Source organism: Bradyrhizobium sp. S3.7.6 (genome assembly GCF_054061875.1).
Genome location: NZ_JBSSEQ010000001.1, coordinates 3,872,800 through 3,893,075, shown reverse-complemented (window position 1 = coordinate 3,893,075; position 20,276 = coordinate 3,872,800). Strand labels below are relative to the sequence as shown.

General features: G+C 65.3%; 25 protein-coding genes. 10 read left to right on the top strand and 15 right to left on the bottom strand.

The annotated features are described in order from the left end of the window. Positions 1 to 27 precede the first annotated feature (27 nt). The 4 genes from ACVJ5M_RS18360 to ACVJ5M_RS18345 are packed head-to-tail and all read right to left on the bottom strand — an operon-like array spanning position 28 to position 3,597. Positions 28 to 1,191 carry an ABC transporter permease gene (locus tag ACVJ5M_RS18360; RefSeq protein WP_231142267.1) on the bottom strand — a complete coding sequence of 388 codons (1,164 nt, stop codon included), beginning with the start codon at positions 1,189 to 1,191 and terminating at the stop codon, positions 28 to 30. Next, the gene (locus ACVJ5M_RS18355; protein WP_231142268.1) at positions 1,188 to 2,126 is read right to left on the bottom strand and encodes an ABC transporter ATP-binding protein; all 939 of its coding nucleotides are present in this window, start codon (positions 2,124 to 2,126) and stop codon (positions 1,188 to 1,190) included. Before ACVJ5M_RS18355 ends, ACVJ5M_RS18360 begins: the two co-directional genes overlap by 4 nt. Continuing rightward, a complete protein-coding gene (locus tag ACVJ5M_RS18350) occupies positions 2,123 to 2,911 on the bottom strand; it encodes an HlyD family secretion protein (protein ID WP_135215455.1) in 789 nt (262 codons plus the stop codon). Before ACVJ5M_RS18350 ends, ACVJ5M_RS18355 begins: the two co-directional genes overlap by 4 nt. Further along, on the bottom strand, positions 2,908 to 3,597 hold the full coding sequence (locus ACVJ5M_RS18345; protein ID WP_094184412.1) for a TetR/AcrR family transcriptional regulator: 690 nt from the start codon (positions 3,595 to 3,597) through the stop codon (positions 2,908 to 2,910). Before ACVJ5M_RS18345 ends, ACVJ5M_RS18350 begins: the two co-directional genes overlap by 4 nt. Before the next feature lie 109 nt (positions 3,598 to 3,706). Here ACVJ5M_RS18345 and ACVJ5M_RS18340 point away from each other — a divergent pair, with 109 nt between their 5' ends. The 3 genes from ACVJ5M_RS18340 to ACVJ5M_RS18330 are packed head-to-tail and all read left to right on the top strand — an operon-like array spanning position 3,707 to position 4,941. After that, complete coding sequence (locus tag ACVJ5M_RS18340) at positions 3,707 to 4,042, top strand: ArsR/SmtB family transcription factor (protein ID WP_011088398.1); 336 nt, start codon at positions 3,707 to 3,709, stop codon at positions 4,040 to 4,042. Continuing rightward, the gene (locus ACVJ5M_RS18335; protein WP_231142269.1) at positions 4,039 to 4,512 is read left to right on the top strand and encodes an SRPBCC family protein; all 474 of its coding nucleotides are present in this window, start codon (positions 4,039 to 4,041) and stop codon (positions 4,510 to 4,512) included. The genes ACVJ5M_RS18340 and ACVJ5M_RS18335 overlap by 4 nt, the downstream gene beginning before the upstream one ends. Positions 4,513 to 4,527: 15 nt before the next feature. Beyond that, complete coding sequence (locus ACVJ5M_RS18330) at positions 4,528 to 4,941, top strand: GFA family protein (RefSeq protein WP_135215453.1); 414 nt, start codon at positions 4,528 to 4,530, stop codon at positions 4,939 to 4,941. 130 nt (positions 4,942 to 5,071) lie between these two features. On the opposite strand, the gene ACVJ5M_RS18325 is transcribed toward ACVJ5M_RS18330, so the two are convergent. From ACVJ5M_RS18325 to ACVJ5M_RS18285, 9 genes are all read right to left on the bottom strand, one after another. After that, positions 5,072 to 5,461 carry a DUF4189 domain-containing protein gene (locus ACVJ5M_RS18325; protein WP_028158473.1) on the bottom strand — a complete coding sequence of 130 codons (390 nt, stop codon included), beginning with the start codon at positions 5,459 to 5,461 and terminating at the stop codon, positions 5,072 to 5,074. A gap of 229 nt (positions 5,462 to 5,690) precedes the next feature. After that, a complete protein-coding gene (locus tag ACVJ5M_RS18320; protein WP_231142270.1) occupies positions 5,691 to 7,295 on the bottom strand; it encodes an NTP transferase domain-containing protein in 1,605 nt (534 codons plus the stop codon). Next, positions 7,292 to 7,993: an XdhC family protein gene (locus ACVJ5M_RS18315; RefSeq protein WP_231142271.1), complete on the bottom strand. Its 702-nt coding sequence runs from the start codon at positions 7,991 to 7,993 to the stop codon at positions 7,292 to 7,294. Before ACVJ5M_RS18315 ends, ACVJ5M_RS18320 begins: the two co-directional genes overlap by 4 nt. Before the next feature lie 2 nt (positions 7,994 to 7,995). Then, positions 7,996 to 8,319 (bottom strand): XdhC family protein, encoded by a 324-nt coding sequence (locus tag ACVJ5M_RS18310; protein ID WP_007602422.1) that lies wholly within the window; start codon positions 8,317 to 8,319, stop codon positions 7,996 to 7,998. An 11-nt stretch (positions 8,320 to 8,330) separates the two neighbouring features. Next, positions 8,331 to 9,533 carry a vWA domain-containing protein gene (locus tag ACVJ5M_RS18305; protein ID WP_071912469.1) on the bottom strand — a complete coding sequence of 401 codons (1,203 nt, stop codon included), beginning with the start codon at positions 9,531 to 9,533 and terminating at the stop codon, positions 8,331 to 8,333. A 146-nt stretch (positions 9,534 to 9,679) separates the two neighbouring features. Further along, a complete protein-coding gene (locus tag ACVJ5M_RS18300) occupies positions 9,680 to 10,588 on the bottom strand; it encodes an AAA family ATPase (protein ID WP_014494196.1) in 909 nt (302 codons plus the stop codon). Between the two features lie 62 nt (positions 10,589 to 10,650). After that, a complete protein-coding gene (locus ACVJ5M_RS18295; protein ID WP_014494195.1) occupies positions 10,651 to 11,457 on the bottom strand; it encodes an FAD binding domain-containing protein in 807 nt (268 codons plus the stop codon). A gap of 32 nt (positions 11,458 to 11,489) precedes the next feature. Further along, positions 11,490 to 11,975, bottom strand: coding sequence for a (2Fe-2S)-binding protein (locus tag ACVJ5M_RS18290; protein ID WP_014494194.1), 486 nt, complete (start codon positions 11,973 to 11,975; stop codon positions 11,490 to 11,492). 149 nt (positions 11,976 to 12,124) lie between these two features. Further along, on the bottom strand, positions 12,125 to 12,571 hold the full coding sequence (locus ACVJ5M_RS18285; protein ID WP_063982407.1) for an SRPBCC family protein: 447 nt from the start codon (positions 12,569 to 12,571) through the stop codon (positions 12,125 to 12,127). Positions 12,572 to 12,740: 169 nt separating this feature from the next. On the opposite strand from ACVJ5M_RS18285, the gene ACVJ5M_RS18280 reads away from it, so the two are divergent. From ACVJ5M_RS18280 to ACVJ5M_RS18270, 3 genes are read left to right on the top strand one after another with little or no spacing between them, the layout of a single operon-like run. Next, a complete protein-coding gene (locus ACVJ5M_RS18280) occupies positions 12,741 to 14,096 on the top strand; it encodes a 3-carboxy-cis,cis-muconate cycloisomerase (RefSeq protein ID WP_085404330.1) in 1,356 nt (451 codons plus the stop codon). 16 nt (positions 14,097 to 14,112) lie between these two features. Beyond that, positions 14,113 to 14,895, top strand: coding sequence for a 3-oxoadipate enol-lactonase (pcaD, locus tag ACVJ5M_RS18275; protein WP_085404329.1), 783 nt, complete (start codon positions 14,113 to 14,115; stop codon positions 14,893 to 14,895). A 20-nt stretch (positions 14,896 to 14,915) separates the two neighbouring features. Next, positions 14,916 to 15,308 carry a carboxymuconolactone decarboxylase family protein gene (locus ACVJ5M_RS18270; RefSeq protein WP_456679367.1) on the top strand — a complete coding sequence of 131 codons (393 nt, stop codon included), beginning with the start codon at positions 14,916 to 14,918 and terminating at the stop codon, positions 15,306 to 15,308. Here the strand turns inward: ACVJ5M_RS18270 and ACVJ5M_RS18265 are convergent. After that, the gene (locus tag ACVJ5M_RS18265; RefSeq protein WP_085404328.1) at positions 15,270 to 15,806 is read right to left on the bottom strand and encodes a hypothetical protein; all 537 of its coding nucleotides are present in this window, start codon (positions 15,804 to 15,806) and stop codon (positions 15,270 to 15,272) included. The two genes, ACVJ5M_RS18270 and ACVJ5M_RS18265, sit on opposite strands and share 39 nt — an antisense overlap. Before the next feature lie 182 nt (positions 15,807 to 15,988). Beyond that, positions 15,989 to 16,147, bottom strand: coding sequence for a hypothetical protein (locus ACVJ5M_RS18260; protein WP_166091448.1), 159 nt, complete (start codon positions 16,145 to 16,147; stop codon positions 15,989 to 15,991). 289 nt (positions 16,148 to 16,436) lie between these two features. Here ACVJ5M_RS18260 and ACVJ5M_RS18255 point away from each other — a divergent pair, with 289 nt between their 5' ends. From ACVJ5M_RS18255 to ACVJ5M_RS18240, 4 genes are read left to right on the top strand one after another with little or no spacing between them, the layout of a single operon-like run. Further along, positions 16,437 to 17,354, top strand: coding sequence for an ABC transporter permease subunit (locus ACVJ5M_RS18255; protein ID WP_028147449.1), 918 nt, complete (start codon positions 16,437 to 16,439; stop codon positions 17,352 to 17,354). Positions 17,355 to 17,364: 10 nt separating this feature from the next. After that, a complete protein-coding gene (gene livM, locus ACVJ5M_RS18250) occupies positions 17,365 to 18,684 on the top strand; it encodes a high-affinity branched-chain amino acid ABC transporter permease LivM (RefSeq protein ID WP_085404375.1) in 1,320 nt (439 codons plus the stop codon). Then, a complete protein-coding gene (locus ACVJ5M_RS18245) occupies positions 18,681 to 19,526 on the top strand; it encodes an ABC transporter ATP-binding protein (RefSeq protein WP_085404327.1) in 846 nt (281 codons plus the stop codon). Before livM ends, ACVJ5M_RS18245 begins: the two co-directional genes overlap by 4 nt. Beyond that, positions 19,523 to 20,266: an ABC transporter ATP-binding protein gene (locus tag ACVJ5M_RS18240; protein ID WP_166342483.1), complete on the top strand. Its 744-nt coding sequence runs from the start codon at positions 19,523 to 19,525 to the stop codon at positions 20,264 to 20,266. The genes ACVJ5M_RS18245 and ACVJ5M_RS18240 overlap by 4 nt, the downstream gene beginning before the upstream one ends. Positions 20,267 to 20,276: the final 10 nt, after the last annotated feature.

Below are 20,276 nucleotides of genomic sequence, written 5' to 3'. Positions count from 1 at the left end.
CTCCCCTCGATTCAGGGGCATTGTGCCTCAATCCAGCGTGCGGCGGAAGCGCGTCACCGCGATGGTCATGGCGACCAGCATCAGGATCGCCAGCGCCAGCGCATCGAAGCGCAAATTCTGCATGGTCGCGCCCTTCAGCATGATGGCGCGGACGATCCGCAAGTAGTGGGTCAGCGGCAGGCATTCACCGAGATATTGCGCCCAGACCGGCATGCCGGCGAACGGGAACATGAATCCGGAGAGCAGAATGCTCGGCAGGAAGAACATCATGGCCATCTGCATGGCCTGGAGCTGGTTCTGCACCACGGTCGAGATGGTGTAGCCAATCGACAGATTTGTAGCGATGAACAAGGTCGACAGCAGCGCAAGCAGGAACAGATTGCCGAGCAAGGGCACGCCGAACAAGCCGACGCCGATGCCGATGATGAGGAAGGCCTGAAGGAAGCCAACCAGCACATAAGGAACGATCTTGCCGAACATCACCTCGACCGGCTTGATCGGCATCGACAGCAGGCTCTCCATGGTGCCCCGCTCCACCTCACGGGTGACCGAGAGCGCGGTGAAGATCAGCATGGTCATGGTGAGGATGGTGCCGACGAGGCCCGGCACGATATTGAGGCTGGACGACGCGGCCGGATTGTAGCGCGCATGCGCGCGGATCTCGAACGGCATCTCGGGCGGATTGCCGATATAGAGATCGTGCGCAAGCGCGGTCTGCACGACCATGCCGAGCGAGCCGAGCGCGGCGCTGGCCGCAACGGGATCGGTGGCGTCGGCCGCAACCAGCAGCGCCGGCCTGTCGCCGCGCCGCACCGCCCGCTCGAAGCCGCGCGGAATCTCGACGCCGAACAGCACCTTGCCCGATTTCAGCAGGTTGTCGAAATCGTCGACGTCGTGCACCTCGTAGATGAAGCGGAAATAGGCGGTGTTCTCCAGCGCCTTCAACACCGAGCGGGCAAGATCCGAATCCTCCTGGAGCAGCACCGCGCTCGGCAGATGGTGCGGCGTGGTGTTGATGGCATAACCGAACAGCAGAAGCTGCATCACCGGCAGCATCACTATCATCGCGAACGAGACGCGGTCGCGCTTGAGCTGGATGAACTCCTTGACCAGCATCGCATAGGAGCGCTTCCAGAAGCCGAAGCGCTCGCGGATCTCGTGCGCGGGTGCGGGGTGATCGGCGGCGCTCATTGGAAATTGTCCTTGGAACGGCTCATCAATTCGATGAACACGTCTTCGAGCGAGGGCGATGATTTGTGCCAGTGCAGGCCGCCCTTCTCGCGCCACGGCGCGATGCTAGCCTCGAGCGCGGCCACGTCGCGCCCGGAAACGTGCAGCGAAGTGCCGAACGGCGCCACCATGTCCACGCCGGGCTTGCCGGTGAGCGCGGCCGTGAGCCCGTTGAGCTCCTCGCCCGTCACGGTGTAGGTCGTCAGGGCGGACTTCGCGATCACCTCCTCCACCGTGCCGTGCGCCAGCAGATGGCCGTAGGCGATGTAGGCGATCTCGTGGCAGCGCTCGGCCTCGTCCATGTAGTGGGTCGAGACCAGGACGGTGAGGCCGTCGGCCGCGAGCGCATGGATCTCGTTCCAGAAATCGCGCCGCGCCTTGGGATCGACGCCGGCGGTCGGCTCGTCCAGCAGCAGCAGTTTCGGACTGGGCAGCGTGCAGGCCCCGAGCGCGAGCCGCTGCTTCCAGCCGCCGGAGAGCTCGCCCGCGAGCTGCTCCTCGCGCCCCGACAGTCCGAGCCGCTTGATCATGTCGCGCGCGGCGCCGCGTGCATCGGCGAGCCCATAGAGCCGCGCGACGAATTCGAGATTCTCGCGCACCGAGAGGTCCTGGTACAGGCTGAAGCGCTGGGTCATGTAGCCGACCTGGCGCTTGATCTTTTCGGCATCGCGCCGGATGTCGTAGCCGAGACAGGTACCCTCGCCGCTGTCGGGCGTGAGCAGGCCGCAGAGGATGCGGATGGTGGTGGTCTTGCCCGAGCCGTTCGGCCCGAGGAAGCCATAGATCGAGCCGCGCTTCACCTGCATCGACAGATCGTGCACGACCTCGCGGCCGCCAAACGACTTGGTCAGGCCCTTGACGTCGATCGCGATGCCGTTGCCGTTGCCGCCGCTCATCGCTTGTCCGCCACCGGCGTTTTTGGATGGAGATAGACGTCGATCGGCTGTCCGACCCGCAGGGCATCGGGCCGCGAGGGCCGCGCCTGGATCAAATAGACCAGCTTGTTGCGCTCATCGAGGCTGTAGATGACAGGCGGGGTGTATTCGGCCGAGGTCGCGATGAAATAGATCTTTGCGGTGAGATCCGCCGCGCAATTGTCGCAAGAGATGCGCACCGTGTCGCCGATCGCAAGCTTCGGCAACTCGGTCTCGGGCACGAAGAAGCGCAGCTTCATGTTGCCGGGCGGCATGATCGAGAGCACCGGCCGCTGCGCCGCCACCATTTCGCCCTCGCGGAAGTAGATCTGCTGGATGGTGCCGGCAACGGGCGCAAAGCCCCTGCGCCGCGCCATTCGCGTCTCCGACGTCACGACCCGCGCTTCGGCGACACGCAAGGACGACACGGCGGAATCGAGATTGGCCTGCGTACCGGAGCCGGTCTTGTTCAGCGAGGCCGCGCGATCATAGGTCTGCTGCGCATTGGCCAGTGTCGCCTTGTTCTGGTTGAGGTCGGCAAGCTGAAGATCGTCGTCGACGGAATAGAGGGCATCGCCGACCTTCACCTCGTCGCCCTCGCGCACATTGAGCTTCGTCACCCGGCCCGCTTCGTCCGGGCTGACGAAGATCATGTCGGCCTCGACCCAACCCTGAAATCCAGGATCGCGCTTGTCCTTGCAACCGGCAAGGACGGTTGCCAGCACGGCGGCCAATGCAAGCACAGAAATTGCTCGTGACGACTTCATGTCGTCCTCCGTTCGCCAAAAATCAAATCGAGATGGACGCGCAGCATGTCCTGGGCGTCGAGCGGCGCGTGCCGCGCAAACAGGCTCTGCCAGATCACCGCGATCATCGCGGGGGCGACCAGGATCTGCGGATAGCGCGCGAGGTTCTTCTCGCGGATCTCGCCGCGGGCAATGCCGAGCTCGATCAGCGCGCGCATGCCGGCGATCCCGCGCGAGACGACCTCGCGATAGTAGAAATCGGCGACGGACGGAAAGCGCGGCCCTTCCGCCACGATCAATCGCACGAGATCGCCGCGCCTCGTGCCGATGACCTCCTTGAGGAAGTTACCGGCAAAGGCCTCGACGAGATCGCGCACCGAGCCCGTCGGCGGCGGCAGCGCATTCAGCTTCGCTACCACCGGCACGATCACAGTGCGCACCAGCTCCTCGAACATCGATTCCTTGTCCTTGAAGTGCAGGTAGATCGTGCCCTTTGCGACACCCGCCCGCTTGGCGATGTCGTCGAGCCGCGTCGCCGCAAAGCCACGCGCGATGAACTCCTCCATCGCCGCTTCCACGATGGCCGACCGACGCTCGGCCGCACGCGTGGCACGATTCGAAGCGGGCGCAGCGTCGGCGGGCGCACGGCCCTTCGCATCGGCGCGAGCTGCGGTTGGCGTGGCTGCTTTGGTTGGCTTCTTTGTCATTCCCTATTTATGACTGACCGGTCAGTCATAGTCAAGACAGCGATCCGACCTTATGCAAGCCAACAAATTAGCATTGACTAATGCATTAGCACATGCTAATCGAATATCCATGATCGAAGCCGCCCCAAATCCCGTCACGACCGTGATGCGCGCCCTCGCCGATCCGACCCGCCGTGCCGTGTTCGAGCGCGTGTTCGAGAGCAAGGAGATCAGCGTCGCCGAGCTCACCCGCGGCAGCGGCGTGACGCAGGGCGCGATCTCACAGCATCTGAAGTCGCTGAAGCAGGCCGGCCTCGTCGCCGAGCGCGCCGAGGGCCGCAACGTCTATTACCGCGCCGCGCCGCAAGGACTCGAGCCGCTGGTCACCTGGATGGACCATTACGGCGTGTTCTGGCGCGAGCGCTTCCAGAATCTGCGTGACCTCTTGAAGGAGATCGATCCGTGAGTGCAGCCGAGTTCAGAGCCGAAACAAAAGACATCGTCCAAGACATTGTTTTGGAGGAGGTCTTCCCTCACGCGCCCGAGACGATCTGGAAGACGCTGACCAGCGCCCAGTTGATCGCGCGCTGGCTGATGCAGCCGACCGGCTTCGAAGCCGTCGAAGGCAAGGCCTTCACCTTCCAGACCACGCCGGGCGGCAAGTGGGATGGCGTCATCCATTGCCGGGTTCTCGAAGTGATACCCAACCGGCGCCTCGTCTATGCCTGGAAGGGCGGCGACGAACGCAACACCGGCTACGGCGCGCCGCTCGATACCGTCGTGACGTGGTCCCTCACCCCGGTCGAAGCCGGCACGCGGATCCGCCTGGTGCATGCGGGCTTCGTCATGCCCAGGAACGAGTCGGCCTACACGGTCATGAGCGGCGGCTGGAAGAAGGTTGTCCGCCAGCTCGACGAGATCAGTGGCGAGAAGTGAGTGGGAGATATTTCGATGACCAGGCCTTTTACCGGCGGCTGCGCCTGCGGCGCGATCCGCTATTCGATTCTCGGTGAGCCGCTGTTCAGCAATCACTGCCAGTGCCGGGATTGCCAGCGCGAAAGCGGCGGCGGTCACGGCTCGTACATGACCTTCGCGCGTGCCGGCGTCACGGTGACGGGCGAGGCGAAGCACTGGGACATGGTCGGCGACAGCGGCAACGTGAAGACGCGCGGTTTCTGCACGCAGTGCGGCTTGCCGGTCTACATGACCTTCGCCGCAATGCCCGACATCTTCACCATCCGCGCCGCAAGCCTCGACGAGCCCGCCCGCTACAAGCCGCAGGTGGTGACCTACGCAGCACGTGGACATGATTGGGATCGTCTCGATCCCGACCTGCCGAAGTTTGCAGGCATGCCGCCGGGGTGAGGCGGCCGTATTTGGAGTGTCGAAGTCTCGGCATCGTCATGGCCGGACTGTCCCGAATGTCATTCCTGACGCAATGCTCCGGTCCGCGCATCGCGCGGTACCCGTTGCATCGTCAATGGCAGCAGGAGGATTATCCCTTGGCGTCGCAGGCCCAGGCGCGGATCACGCATTCCTTGCCGCCGTATTTGTAGCATTCGCGCGTGGCGGCATTGAGCGAGGCCGAGATCTTCGGCTTGACGGCATAGCCATACGCGCCGCACGGGTTGGCCATATCGACCGACATCGCCGCGCAGGCACGCTTCATGGTCACGGTCGTGCAGTCGCCCTTGCACTGCTTCTGTGCCGCGGCACGCGCCTCGCGCTCGGCGCCGTAATCAAAAGCCTGGCCATAGGCCCCGCACTTGCCGACCGCAAACGCACCGGCAGCGTGCGCATCCGTGATGTAGCGAGCGCCGGCGACACAAACCGACAGCGCAAAGAAAAACATCGCGCAACGGCGCGCGACGACATTCGAAGCCATGGAAAAACCCCTCCCCCCAAGGCAGGTGGAGAGGACTCTAGGCGGTGGACGTTTCCAGATGGTGAACGAGGGGTGAAATCGAACGAATGAGAGTGCCGTAGGGTGGGCAAAGGCGCAAAGCGCCGTGCCCACCATCCATCCACACCATCATTCAAAATTGGTGGGCACGCTTCCGCCTTCGCTCTACGAGCTACGGCGGACAAGTCGCTTTGCCCACCCTACGGCACCGTCATCCGCGTCGTGCCGCTTCCAGCGCCTGCGGCGTGTCGATGTCGAGGAAGGCGCTCTCGCCATCCACGGGGACTTCGGCCACCGCTTCGGTGTGCTTGGCGATCAGATGGCGCGCGCCGACGTCGCCGTCGAGCGTCATCAGCTCCTTAAAGAAGCGGCGCGACCACAGCACGGGATTGCCGCGGCGCCCGTCACTGACGGGCACGACGATGAGGTTGCCGCGGTCCGGCGCAAAGCCGTCGATGAGACGGTCGATCAGGCCGGCATCGATCAGCGGCATGTCGCCCAAACAGACCACGGCGCCGTCGCAACTTTCCGGCACGGCCGCGATGCCGGCCTTGACCGAGCTCGCGATGCCGCCGGCGAAATCCGGGTTGCGGACGAACTTCACCTTCAAGCCTTGCAGCGCCTGCTCGACCAGCTCTGTCTGATGCCCGGTGACGACGATCACCTCGGAGGCCTTGGAGGCCAGCGCCTGCTCGGTCGCGATCCGCACCAGCTTCTTGCCGTCGAGCTCGGCGAGCAGCTTGTTCGGTCCGCCCATCCGGGTCGAGCGGCCCGCCGCGAGCACGATGGCCGCGATCTGGCTGTTGCCCTCGATCGCGGGTTCTGCGCGCGGCTGCGGCCGCGTGACGATCTCCATCAGGAGGCCGCCGACGCCCATGCCCATCAACTCGGACCGCGTCACCTTGATGCCGGCGAGCAGCCGCATCAGCACCCAGTCGAAACCGTTCTCGACCGGCGAGCGTGCGCAGCCAGGTGCGCCCAGCACCGGCACCCCGCCGGCCCGCGCGATCAGCAGCAAATTGCCGGGATCGACCGGCATACCGAAATGCTCGATCTCGCCGCCGATCCCGGTGACGGCCGCCGGAATCACGTCGCGGCGGTCGGCGATCGCGGACGCCCCGAACACGATGACGAGCTCCGCACCAAGCCCGAGCAATTCCTTGATCGCGGCCGACAGCGCCCGTTCCTCATGCTGCACGCGCCGCTCGGCAATGATGCTGGCGCCGGCCGGCGCGAGCCGCTCGGCGGTGACGCGCAGCGTCTTGTCGATCACCTTCGACGAGAGGCCCGGCAGCAGCGTCGAGACCACGCCGACGCGCTTGATGACGTAGGGCGCGATCTTCAGCACGTCCCTGCCCGCCGCCTTCACCGCGGCATCGCGCAAATTGCCTTCGACGCCGAACGGGATGATCTTGACGGTGCCGACCATCTCGCCCTCGACCACCGGCTTGTAGGCGGTGAGCGTCGCAAAGGTGATGGCCTCGTCGATATTGTTGATGCGGTCGACCGCGGCGCGGTCGATCACCAGCACGCCCGGGCGCGCGGCGAACAGATTGGCGCGGCCGGTGAAGGCGCGCTCGACATGAATGCCCTCGCCGCCGACGGCCAGCGCGATGCTGGCGGCGGCGACATCCTCGGAGACGTCGCCCTCCTCCATGCGCACCACCACGACGTCCTTGATGCCGGCGCGCTCCAGCGCCTCGACCTCGGCCGGGCCGATCGTCGTGCCTTTCTTGAGCACCAGCGGACCCTGGCGCAGGGTGTGGACGGTCACCCCGCCGATCGCATCCTTGGGGCTCGCCGGTCCGAATTTCATGCCGCTTCTTCTTTTTCTTTTGGAGGCAGGCGCAGCACCGCCGTGATCTCGGCCATGATCGACACCGCGATCTCGGACGGCGAGACAGCGCCGATCGCCAGCCCAATGGGCGCGTGGATGCGCGCGACGTCGCTGTCCTTGGCGCCCTGCGCGCGCAGCCGGTCGCCGCGCTTGGCATGCGTCTTTCGCGAGCCGAGCGCGCCGATATAGAAGCAGTTGCGCTCGAAGGCGTGCAGCAGCGCGGGATCGTCGATCTTCGGATCGTGCGTCACCGCGACGAAAGCCGTGTAGGCATCGACATTGAGCGGCGGCAGCGCCGTGTCGGGCCATTCGGCGACCAGGGGAATGTCAGGGAAGCGCTCCGCGCTCGCAAACGCCGTGCGGGGATCGACCACGGTGACGTCGTAGCCGAGCGAGCGCGCCAGCGGCGCCAGGGCTTGGCTGATATGGACCGCGCCGACGATGACGAGCTTTGCGGTCGGCGCATAGACGTTGAGGAACAGCTTTTTGCCGCCGGCCTCGACACTGGCGCTCTTGCCCATGCGAAGCTGCTTGTCCAGTTCGGCACGCAACGGGTCCTTGGCGAAATCCGCGGATTTCACCAGACGCTGCTCGCCGCTCTCGGTGTCGGTCACCAAAATCGCCGGCCGGCGCGCGGCGCGCTCGGCATTGAGTTCGTGCAGGATTGCGAGCTTCACGGCTAACCGACCTTCTCGACGAAGACGCGAATGGTGCCGCCGCAGGACAGCCCGACATTCCAGGCCGTCTCATCGGCAACGCCGAACTCCAGCATCCTGGGCTTGCCGCTCTGGATCACGTCCATGGCCTCGGTGACCACGGCGCCTTCGACGCAGCCGCCGGAGACCGACCCCAGAAACGTGCCCTCATCGTTGATGACGAGGCTCGAGCCCGCCGGGCGCGGCGCCGAGCCCCAGGTCTCGACAACGGTGGCCAGCGCGACGCCCCGGCCGGCCTTCTGCCAATCCTCCGCCGCCTTCAGAATATCCTCGTCGCGATCGAGCATGGCTTAACCTCTCAAGCTGCGGAACGGATCAGGCTGCGGTGATGCGGCGGCAGCGGCCGGGAGAGCGTCGTGATCAGCTCCTGGATCGAACTCAAATTATGTACCGGGCGGAATTCGTCAACGTGCGGGAGCATCATTTTGATGCCCTGGGCCTTGGCCTCGAAGCCGCCGAACCGCAGAAGCGGGTTGAGCCAGATCAGTCGCCGGCAGGACCGGTGCAGCCGGTCCATCTCGAAGGCGAGCCTGGAATCGGCCTCCCGCTCCAGCCCGTCGGAGATCAGCAGCACGATGGCGCCCTGGCTCAGCACCCGCCGCGCCCACAATTTGTTGAAGTTGTGCAGCGAGGCCGAAATCCGGGTGCCGCCGGCCCAGTCCTCGACCGAGGCCGAGCAGCTCGCCAGCGCCTCATCAGGGTCGCGCTGGCGCAGTGCCCGGGTGACGTTGGTCAGCCGGGTGCCGAACAGGAACACCGAGACGCGCTTTCGCGCGTCCCCGATGGCATGCAGGAAATGCAGGAACAGGCGGGTGTACTCGCTCATCGAGCCCGAGATATCGAGCAGGGCTACGATCGGCGCCGGCTTCTCGATGCGCCCGAGGCGATGGATGTCGATGATGTCGCCGCCGGTACGCAAGGACGCGCGCAGCGTGCGGCGCAAATCGAGACGAAGCCCGCGGGGATCGGGCCGGTGCCGGCGCGTCAGAAGCTCGGCCTGCGGCAACCGCATCCGCTCGACGGCGCGGAGCGCTTCGGTGATCTCGGCCGCGCTCATCTGGGCAAAATCCTTCTTCTGAAGGATCTCCTTGTCGGAGACCGACAGGCGCAAATCCTGCTCCTGGTGCTGCGGCGTCTCCGTCATCCGCGGCTGCGACATCGCCTCCTGCACGCGGCGGGAGCCGGCCTGCGGCTTCTTCTTGGCCTGCTCCGGCAACGGCACCGAATCCAGCATGTGCTTCCACTCTTCCGAGGCGCGGAAGAACAAGTTGAAGGCCTGCCTGAAGATCAGCGCATGCTCGTGGCGCTTGACGAAGATCGCCTCCAGCGTGGTGAAGACGTCGGCGCGGTTGCCGATGTCGATCACCTGGAGCGCGCTCATGGCATCGATGACGGCGCCCGGCCCGACCGGCATGCTGGCTGCACGCAACGCGCGGGCAAAGCCGACGATGTTGTCGGCGAACTGCTCGGTCTGGTCGGGCGCAAGGTGGTTGATGGCCATGGTCTCGTATCCATCCCCTCGTCATTCCGGGGCGCGCCCGCTTGGGCGCGAGCCCGGAATCCATTTATCCGCAGTACGTGCGGCCCGATGGATTCCGGGTTCGCGCTACGCGCGCCCCGGAATGACGAGCGCAATTTGACGCGAGATCAATTCTCGCTCGTCGCTTCCTTCAGCACCTTTTGCAAGGTATCGCCCTGCATCCGGGTGATATCGTCCTGGTACTTGAGCAGCGCCCCCAGCGTGTCGCCGACCACTTGCGGGGTCAGCGACCGGGCATCGAGCTCCGACAGCGCTGTGGCCCAGTCGATGGTCTCGGCGACGCCAGGCGACTTGTAGAAATCCTGGTTGCGCAACGCCTGGACGAAACGCACGACCTGCTGCGACAGCTTGGCGGAGATGCCGGGCACGCGCGTCTTGACGATCGCGAGCTCGCGCTCGGCTTCGGGATAGTCGACCCAGTGATAGAGGCAGCGCCGCTTCAGCGCGTCATGGATCTCGCGGGTACGGTTGGAGGTGATGATGACGATCGGCGGATGCGGCGCCTTCACGGTGCCGAATTCGGGAATGGTCACCTGGAAGTCGCTGAGGATTTCGAGCAGGTATGCCTCGAACGCCTCGTCGGCGCGGTCGAGCTCGTCGATCAGCAGCACCGGCGGTCCCGCGACGTCGGGCTCCAGCGCCTGAAGCAACGGCCGCTTGATCATGTAGCGGTCGGCGAAGATGTCGGACGAGAGCTGATCGCGGTCGGTGTCGCCGGCGGCTTCCGCCATCCGGATCGCGATCATCTGTGCGGCGCTGTTCCACTCGTAGACGGCAGAGGAGACGTCGAGGCCCTCGTAGCACTGCAGGCGGATCAGCTTCCGCCCCAGCGCCGCCGACAGCACCTTTGCGATCTCGGTCTTGCCGACGCCGGCTTCGCCCTCGAGGAACAGCGGCCGGCCCATGCGCAGCGACAGATAGGTCACCGTCGCCAGCGATCGCTCCGCGAGATAACCGCGCGAAGTCAAAAGTTCGAGCATCGCATCGACCGATGCCGGCAGGGCCGTGAGAGTCATGAAAATGCCAGTCTCGCTACGCCCTCACCGGGGACAAGTTTGGGCCGAGGCGTGAGGTTCACTCACTCCTTGGCGTTGGCGGCATCGAGGGCACGCCGCGTCAGCACCCCGATGAGATGCGCACGGTATTCGGCGCTGCCGTGGATGTCGCTGTTGAGGCCTTCCGCCGGCACCTCGATGCCGTCGAGCGCCTTCGCGGCGAAGCGCTTCTTCAGGGCTTCCTCGAACGCGGTGACGCGGAACACGCCTTCGGAGCCGGCGCCGGTGACGGCGACGCGCACGTCCGAAGGACGCCGCGCCACGAACACGCCGACCAGCGCATAGCGCGAAGCCTGGTTGCGGAACTTGATGTAGGCCGCCTTCTTCGGCAGCGGGAACATCACCTTGGTGATGATCTCGTCGGCTTCGAGCGCCGTCGTGAACAGGCCCTGGAAATACTCTTCCGCCTTGAGGCGGCGCTTGTTGGTGACGATGGTGGCGCCGAGCGCGAGCACCGCGGCCGGATAGTCCGCGGTCGGATCGTTGTTGGCGAGCGAGCCGCCGATCGTGCCCTTGTGGCGCACGGCCGGGTCGCCGATCTGGCTGGCAAGATTGGCCAGCGCCGGGATCGCCTCACCGACGATCGCGGAGCTTGCGACCTCGGCATGCCTGGCGGTGGCGCCGATCACGAGCGCGCGGCCCTTCATCTCGATCGTGTTGAGCCCCTCGATGTGGGAGAGGTCGACCAGATGCGGGGGGCTGGCGAGACGCTGCTTCATGACGGGAATCAGCGTGTGGCCGCCGGCGATCACCTTGGCGTCTTCGTTCTTCACCAGGAGGTTGGCCGCCTGGCGAACGGTCCCAGGGCGATGGTATTTGAATTCGTACATCTGAATGTCCTGATCGCAGAATGCGCGCGCGGTTAGGCGAGATCGGATTTCGCCATCGCCTTGGCGCCGGCGGAGATCGAAGCGACGATGTTCTGGTAGCCGGTGCAACGGCAGAGATTGCCTTCCAGCTCCTCGCGGATGGTGTGGTCGTCGAGCTCGTGGCCCTTGCGATGGACGATGTCGATCGCGGTCATGATCATGCCCGGCGTGCAGAAGCCGCACTGCAGGCCATGGTGCTCGCGGAAGGCCTCCTGCATCGGATGCAGCGGAGCGCCGTCGGCGGCCAGTCCCTCGATCGTCTTGACCTCGTGGCCATCGGCCATCACGGCCAGCGTGGTGCAGGACTTCACGGCCTTGCCGTCGAGATGCACGACACAGGCGCCGCACTGCGAGGTATCGCAGCCGACATGGGTGCCGGTCAGGCGCAGATTCTCGCGCAGGAACTGCACCAGAAGGGTGCGGGGATCGACGTTGGCCGTGACAGGATTGCCGTTCACGATGAGGGAGATTTTTGCCATAAGCACTCTCTATCAGCGCCCCGACGGGTCCCGTCGAAGCGGTTCTTATAATTATTCCAACCCATCATATGGGCCATTATGCCCGGGGGCAACATCGCCCCGGATGCAAGGCGCCATGCCGAAAGGCGATAGCCTTCAGCCCTGTACCGCTAGCCCTGTACCGCTTTGGCGAAGTTCGCGAAAAATTCGTCGGCCAGTTTCTTGGCGGCGCCGTTGATGAGGCGCTGGCCGAGCTGCGCCAACTTGCCGCCGATCTGCGCCTCGACCTCGTAGGAGAGCAGCGTACCGCCGTCCTTCTCCGCGAGCTTGACCACAGCGCCGCCCTTGGCGAAGCCGGCCACCCCGCCCTCGCCTTCGCCGGAGATCTTGTAGCCGTTCGGCGGGTCGAGATCGGAGAGTGTGACCTTGCCCTTGAAGCGCGCCGACACCGGCCCGACCTTCATTTTCGCCGTCGCGCGAAAGCCGCCGTCGTCGGTCTTCTCCAGCTCCTCGCAGCCGGGGATGCAGGCCTTCAGCACCTCGGGATTATTGAGCTTCTCCCACACGGCCTCGCGCGGCGCCGCAAGCTGGACTTCGCCGTTCATCGTCATGGCCATGGGGTACCTCCCGGATGCTTCTCTATAATGTGCTCAAGTAACGCACGGAGGCCGCAAAGGAAAGGGCAGCCCCCGGCCACGTGCAATGCATATTCGCAACTGCAAAAAGCTTTGCGCCGATGGTTTGGGATTGGCAGAGCCGGGGCATGGTGATTAGGTCCCGCGCAACATGAGCACAGCCCTCTCCCCCCTGCTCGCGCCGATGCTGTCGAGCCCAGCCATGCGCGCGGTCTGCGACGACCGGTCGACCCTCCAGAACATGCTCGATTTCGAGGCAGCCCTGGCACGCGCCGAGGCCGCCACGGATGTGATTCCCGCATCCGCGGTGGGCCCGATCGAAGCTGCGTGCAGGGCCGATACCTTTGACATGGCCGCTCTGGGCGAGGCCGCGACGCGATCCGGCAATCTCGCGATTCCCCTGGTCAAGGCGCTGACCGCCAATGTCGGCAAGGCCGATGCGGAGGCCGCCCGCTACGTCCATTGGGGCGCGACGAGCCAGGACGTCATCGACACCGCGACCATGCTCACGCTTCGCGCCGGCATCGATGCGCTCGATGCCGATCTCAGCCGCGCCATCAAGGGCTTTGCCGCCCTGGCGCGGAGCCATCGCAACACCGCCATGGTGGCGCGGACCTGGCTCCAGCACGCGCTGCCGATGCCGTTCGGGCTCAAGGCCGCGGAATACGCATCAAGCCTCGCCCGCGCCCGCTGCCGCCTGCGGCGGCTCTCCCGCGAGGGCCTTGCGCTGCAATTCGGCGGTGCCGCCGGCACGCTCGCGGCCCTCGGCGACAAGGGGCTCGTCGTTGCAGAGCGATTGGCGCAGGAGCTCAACCTGCCGCTGCCGGAAGCGCCCTGGCACACCCATCGCGACCGGATCGCGGAAGCCGCATCATGCTTTGCGATTCTCGCCGGAAGCTGCGGCAAGATCGCGCGCGACGTCTCGCTGATGATGCAGACCGATGTTGGCGAAGCGTTCGAGCCCGCCGGCGAAGGCCGCGGTGGCTCCTCGACCATGCCGCACAAGCGCAACCCGGTCGCGGCCGCGAGCGCGCTGGGCTGCGCAACCATGGCGCCACAGCTCGCCGCGACGATCTTCGCAGCTCAAGTGCAGGACCACGAGCGCAGCGCCGGCCCCTGGCACGCGGAATGGCCGACGCTGCCGCAATTGATGCTGGTCGCCTCGGGCGCGCTCGCCGCCATCGTCGATATCGCGGAGGGCCTCGACGTCGATGCCGCGCGCATGCGCAGCAATCTCGATGCGACGCATGGGCTCATCATGGCGGAAGCCGTTACGTTTGCGCTGGCCGACAAGATCGGCAAGAGCGATGCGCATCATCTGATCGAGGCCGCCAGCAAGCGCGCGGTCGCCGAGAAGAAGCATCTGCGCGAGGTTCTCGCGGCCGATTCGCAGGTCACGGCGCATCTTTCGCCGGAAAAAATTGCGGCATTGTTCGAGCCGATGGCCTATCAAGGGGCTTCCCAAGCCCTGATCGACCGGCTGCTCGACAGCCTCGAGCGCGACTGAAACGGAGACGCCCAGCATGCCCATGATCGATGCCGACGGTTGCCTGATCAACGTCTCCGTCGAGGGCCGCGACGGCGGGCCGACGCTGATGCTGTCCAACTCGCTGGGCTGCACGTTGCAGATGTGGGAGCCGCAGATGAAGGCGTTGACGCAGGTGTTCCGCGTCATCCGCTACGACCGCCGCGGCCACGGCAAGTCCAACGTTCCGCCTGCCCCCTATACGATGGAGCGCTTCGGCCGCGACGTGCTGGCAATCCTCGACGACCTCAACATCGAGAAGGTGCATTGGTGCGGCCTGTCGATGGGCGGCATGGTCGGGCAATGGTTAGGGGCCAATGCGCCGGAGCGCTTCGGCAAGCTCATCCTCGCCAACACCTCCTGCTACTACGCCGAGCCGACCAAATGGCTGGAGCGCATCGACGCCGTGAAGAAGGGCGGCATCGCGGCGGTGGCCGATGCCGTCATCGCGGGCTGGCTGACCCAGGATTTCCGCGAGCGCGAGCCGCAGATCACGGCGAAGATGAAGTCGATGCTGCTCGCCTCCCCCGTCGAGGGCTATCTCGCCTGCTGCGAGGCGCTGTCGACGCTCGACCAGCGCGAGCTGCTCGCCAAGATCAAGAGCCCGACACTGGTGATCGCCGGCCGCCACGACATGGCGACGCCGATCTCGGCGGGTGAATTGATCCGCTCCAACATTCCCGGCGCAAGCATGACCATCATCGACGCCGCGCACATTTCAAATGTCGAGCAGCCGCACGCGTTCACCGACGCGGTGGTGGGTTTCCTGACGCAGCGCTAGCCGCTATCCGGAGAAAAAACATGGACGACCAGAAGCGCCGCGATGCCGGCATGAACGCGCGCCGGAAGGTGCTGGGCAATGCCTGGGTCGACAAGTCGATCGCGAACCGCAATGCCTTCAACACCGACTTCCAGGACATGATCACGCGCTACGCCTGGGGCGAGATCTGGACGCGGCCGCATTTCGACGAGCGTACGCGGCGCGTGCTCGTGATCGGCACCATGGTCGCGCTGGGGCAATGGGACGAATTCCGCCTGCATGTGCGCGCGGCGCTCGCCGAGGGCGGCTTCACCCCCGACGACATCAAGGAAATCCTGCTTCAGCAGGCAATCTATTGCGGCGTGCCGGCGGCGAACCACGCCGTCAAGGAAGCCTCAGCGATTGTGCAGGAGCTCGGCCTGCTCAAGAGCTAGCGGCGCGGCGGTTTCGACGGCCTCCCGAACGTTCTTGGGCGCCGGCGCGGGCCGCTCGATCACCACCACGATGGCAGCGCCGAGCAGCAGCAGGAGTTCGGTGGCATGCAGCCGGAGCGCGGCCATCTCGCCGACCTTCGAGGCCATCAACATGCTCGTAAACGAGATGAGGCTGCCGATCGCAAGCGCAATGCCGAGCGCCTCGTCGCTGCCGCCATTCTTGCGGACGCGGGGAATACACAGAAGCGCGAGATAGATGGCAAAGAACGCCACCACCGTCAGCCGGCCCAGCGCCAGCAGCCAGGCGGCACGCACCGTGCTCATCCCCGCCATCTGAAGATGATCGCTGAGGAACAGCGCCACCGCGACACTCGGCCGCTCGTAGAGGCCGTGCACCGGTGCCACCATGATGTTGAAGGCCACGAGCGTCCAGGCCGGGATGAAATAGGCCGCCAGCAGGGCGCCGTTGACCGAACCGATCCGCCAATTCCTGAACATGCCGCTTCCCGCTTCGCTCGCTGCGCGCCTTCCATGGAAAGGCTTTGCCGGGGAGCTAACTCGCATCAGACCATGGCGGCAATTTAAACCCTTTGTTTACCTTAACCGGCCCGCCGGGCGGCGCGCCCAAGGAAAAAGGCCCCGCCTCCCGGCGGGGCCCTCTTCACGTCTAGGCTCCGAAACTACTTGTCCTGACCGTGCTGGCCGCCCTGTTGCTGGCCGGGCTTCTCGCCCTGGCGCTGCGGATCCTGCTGCTGCTGTCCGGGTTTCTGCCCGCCACCCTGCTGCTGCCCGGGTTTCTGAGTCTGCTGGCCCGGATTCTGATCTTGCTGCTTCGACATTTGGGGGAACTCCCTAGTTGGACCTCAGAGGAGAGACAACGGCCGGGATTCAGTTTGGTTGCTTTGCGGAACCCGGTTCCTCGCACCTGCGGAACCGAAATGACATCCGTAGCGAAATGACCTCTGTACAAGCCTTTGTGTCGAGGCATGGCCAGTTGCAGCCACCAGTTCCCTCCTGTTACAAAACGAGAAGAATGCTTAGGGGCTGCCGGGGCCCGAGAAGAAACTCAATCACACTTTCTCTCGAAGAGCTCCCTTTGAGCCGCGTCAGGTTTGGTAACGGCAGCCCATGGATTATTTCGCCCAGCAGCTCATCAACGGTCTCGTTCTGGGCTCGATCTACGGCCTGATCGCCATCGGCTATACGATGGTCTACGGCATCGTCGGCATGATCAATTTCGCCCATGGCGATGTCTTCATGATCGGCGGCTTCATCGCCCTGATCACCTTCCTGATCCTGATCTCACTCGGCTTGACCGCGATCCCGGTGATCCTGCTGGTGGTGCTGCTGGTGTCGATGGCGATCACCGCGCTCTATGGCTGGACCATCGAACGCATCGCCTACCGGCCCCTGCGTCATTCCTTCCGCCTCGCCCCGATGCTGTCGGCGATCGGCATGTCCTTCGTGCTGACCAATTACTCGCAGGTGGCGCAGGGCGCCCGCGTCAAGCCGATCCCGCCCTTCATCACCGGCGGCTATACGCTGCACGAAAGCGCGGACGGTTTTGTGATCCAGCTCTCCAACATCCAGATCATGGTGGTTCTCACCACCATCGTGCTGCTTGGAATCTTCACCTGGCTGGTGTCGCGCACCCGGCTCGGCCGCGACATGCGCGCCTGCGAGCAGGACCAGACCATGGCGGCGCTGCTCGGCGTCAACGTCGACCGCACCATCTCCATGACCTTCGTGATCGGCGCCGCACTCGCCGCGGTCGCGGGCCTGATGTACCTGCTCTATTACGGCCTGGTGGATTTCTTCATGGGCTTCGTGGCCGGCATCAAGGCGTTCACCGCGGCGGTGCTCGGCGGCATCGGCTCGCTGCCTGGCGCCATGCTGGGCGGTCTCGCGATCGGCCTGATCGAGACGTTCTGGTCGGCCTATTTCTCGGTCGAGTACAAGGACGTCGCGGCGTTCTCGATCCTGATCGTCGTGCTGATCTTCATGCCGACCGGCCTGCTTGGCCGTCCCGAAGTCGAAAAAGTCTGACGGTCACCGCGTGACAATTCTCTCGAGCAATACGGCCAAACCTGCAACGGACATCCCCGCTCTGCTGAAGACGGCCTTCGTCAACGCCCTGATCGCGCTGGTGCTGTTCTCGCTGATGGTCGGCGTCCGCACCGAAGCGGGTTCCGACGGCCAGCTCACCTATTGGACCCGCTTCGGCGAGGTCGCCTCCCTCGTTGCCGCCGTGTTCGGCGGCTCGATCGTGCTCGGGCTGTTGCGACAGTGGATCGGGTCCAGCGGCACCGACAAGCTGGTGCCGCCGGCTGTACGCAGCGGCATGTCGTTTCTGGGCCGCTACCTGGCGCCCGCACTTCTGATCTTCACGGTGCTTGTGCCGGTGATCTTCTATGACCAGCGCTATATCCTCGATCTCGCGATCCTCGTGCTCACCTATGTGATGCTGGGCTGGGGGCTGAATGTCGTGGTCGGGCTCGCCGGCCTGCTCGACCTCGGCTACGTCGCCTTCTATGCGGTCGGCGCCTATTCCTACGCGCTGCTCGCCACCAATTTCGGCTGGTCGTTCTGGGTCTGCCTGCCGCTTGCCGGCATCCTCGCCGCGTTCTGGGGCGTGCTGCTCGGCTTCCCCGTACTGCGCCTGCGCGGCGACTATCTCGCCATCGTGACGCTCGCCTTCGGCGAGATCATCCGCCTCGTCATCATCAACTGGCAGAGCCTCACCGGCGGCCCCAACGGCGTCTCCAGCATTCCCCGCCCCTCGTTCTTCGGCATCCCGCTGGACAACAGCGACAACGGGCTCGCCGCCAGGCTCGGCATCGAATATTCGCCGACCCAGCGCATCGTCTTCCTGTTCTACCTGATCCTGGCGCTTGCGCTGCTCACCAACTGGGTGACGATCCGGCTGCGCCGCCTGCCGATCGGCCGCGCCTGGGAGGCCTTGCGCGAGGACGAGGTCGCCTGCCGCGCGCTCGGCATCAACACCACGACCACCAAGCTCACGGCGTTCGCGACCGGCGCTATGTTCGGCGGCTTTGCCGGTGCGTTCTTCGCGACGCGCCAGGGCTTCATCAGTCCGGAATCCTTCACCTTCCAGGAATCGGCGCTGGTGCTCGCCATCGTCGTGCTCGGCGGCATGGGCTCGCAGCTCGGCGTCGCGCTCGCCGCGCTCGCCATGATCGGCGGCTTCGAGCTGTTCCGCAGCCTCGAGACCTACCGCATGCTGGTGTTCGGCATGGCCATGGTGCTGATCATGATCTGGCGGCCGCGCGGCCTGATCGGCCATCGCGCGCCGACCGTGTATCTGACCAAGGCGCAGGCGATCTCTTCCGACCTCGTCAAGGAAGGGCACGGATGAGCGCCGACAAGATTAGCGACAAGATTCTTGGCGTCGATCGGCTGACCATGCGCTTCGGTGGCATCGTCGCCGTGCAGGACCTGTCGTTTGCGGCCGAACGGAAGAAGATCACCGCGCTGATCGGACCGAACGGCGCCGGCAAGACCACCGTGTTCAACTGCATCACCGGCTTCTACAAGCCGAGCGGCGGCGCCATTCGCCTCACCCATGACGACGGCAAGCTGATTGCGCTGGAGCGGCTCAACGATTTCCGCATCGCCAAGCAGGCCAAGGTGGCGCGCACCTTCCAGAACATCCGCCTGTTTCCCGGCATGACCGCGCTGGAAAACCTGATGGTGGCACAGCACAACGCGTTGATGCGCGCCTCCGGCTTCACTTTTCTCGGCCTCATCGGCGCGCCCGGCTACCGCGACGCCGAAAAGCGCGCGATCGACCTCGCCACCGACTGGCTGAAGCGGGTCAATCTGCTCGACCGCGCCGACGATGCCGCCGGCAATTTCGCCTATGGCGACCAGCGCCGGCTCGAGATCGCGCGCGCGATGTGCACCGAGCCCGCGCTTTTATGCCTGGACGAGCCCGCCGCGGGTCTCAACGCGCGCGAGAGCGCCGCCTTGAGCGAGCTCCTGCTCTCGATCCGCAACGAGCTCGGTACCTCGATCCTGCTGATCGAGCACGACATGTCGGTCGTGATGGAGATCTCCGACCACATCGTGGTGATGGACCATGGCGTCAAGATCGCGGAAGGCACCCCGCGCGAGATCCGCGACGATCCCAAGGTGATCGCCGCCTATCTCGGCACCGACGAGGAAGAGGCCGTGGCGGTGATGGAGAGCGGGTCGTGACGTCGGCGTCCACTCCCCTGCTCTCGATCCGGGGCCTGCGCGCCGCCTACGGCAAGATCGAGGCGCTAAAGGGCGTCGATGTCGAGATCAGCGCCGGCGAGATCGTCGCGCTGATCGGCGCCAACGGCGCCGGCAAGTCCACGCTGATGATGACGATCTTCGGCAAGCCGCGCGCCCGCGCCGGCCATATCCTGTACGAAGGCCGCGACATCACCGACGTTCCCACGCATGAGATCGCCCATTTGCGCATCGCGCAATCGCCGGAAGGCCGCCGCATCTTCCCGCGCATGAGCGTCGCGGAAAACCTCCAGATGGGGGCGGATGCCACCGGATGCACCGACGCCGAACGCGAGGCCACGCTGCAACGCGTCTTCACGCTGTTCCCGCGGCTGAAGGAGCGCTACGCCCAGCGCGGTGGAACGCTGTCCGGCGGCGAGCAGCAGATGCTGGCAATCGGCCGCGCCCTGATGAGCCGCCCCCGCCTGCTTCTGCTCGACGAGCCCTCGCTCGGGCTGGCGCCGCTGATCGCGCGCCAGATTTTCGATGCGATCCGCACCCTGAACCGCCAGGACGGCCTGACGGTCCTGATCGTCGAGCAGAACGCCAACCATGCGCTGAAGCTCGCCCATCGCGGTTACGTCATGGTCAACGGCCTGATCACGCTGGCCGGGACCGGCGCCGAGTTGTTGCAGCGCCCCGAGATTCGCGCCGCCTACCTGGAAGGCGGCCGGCACGGCTGAGGTTGCCCGA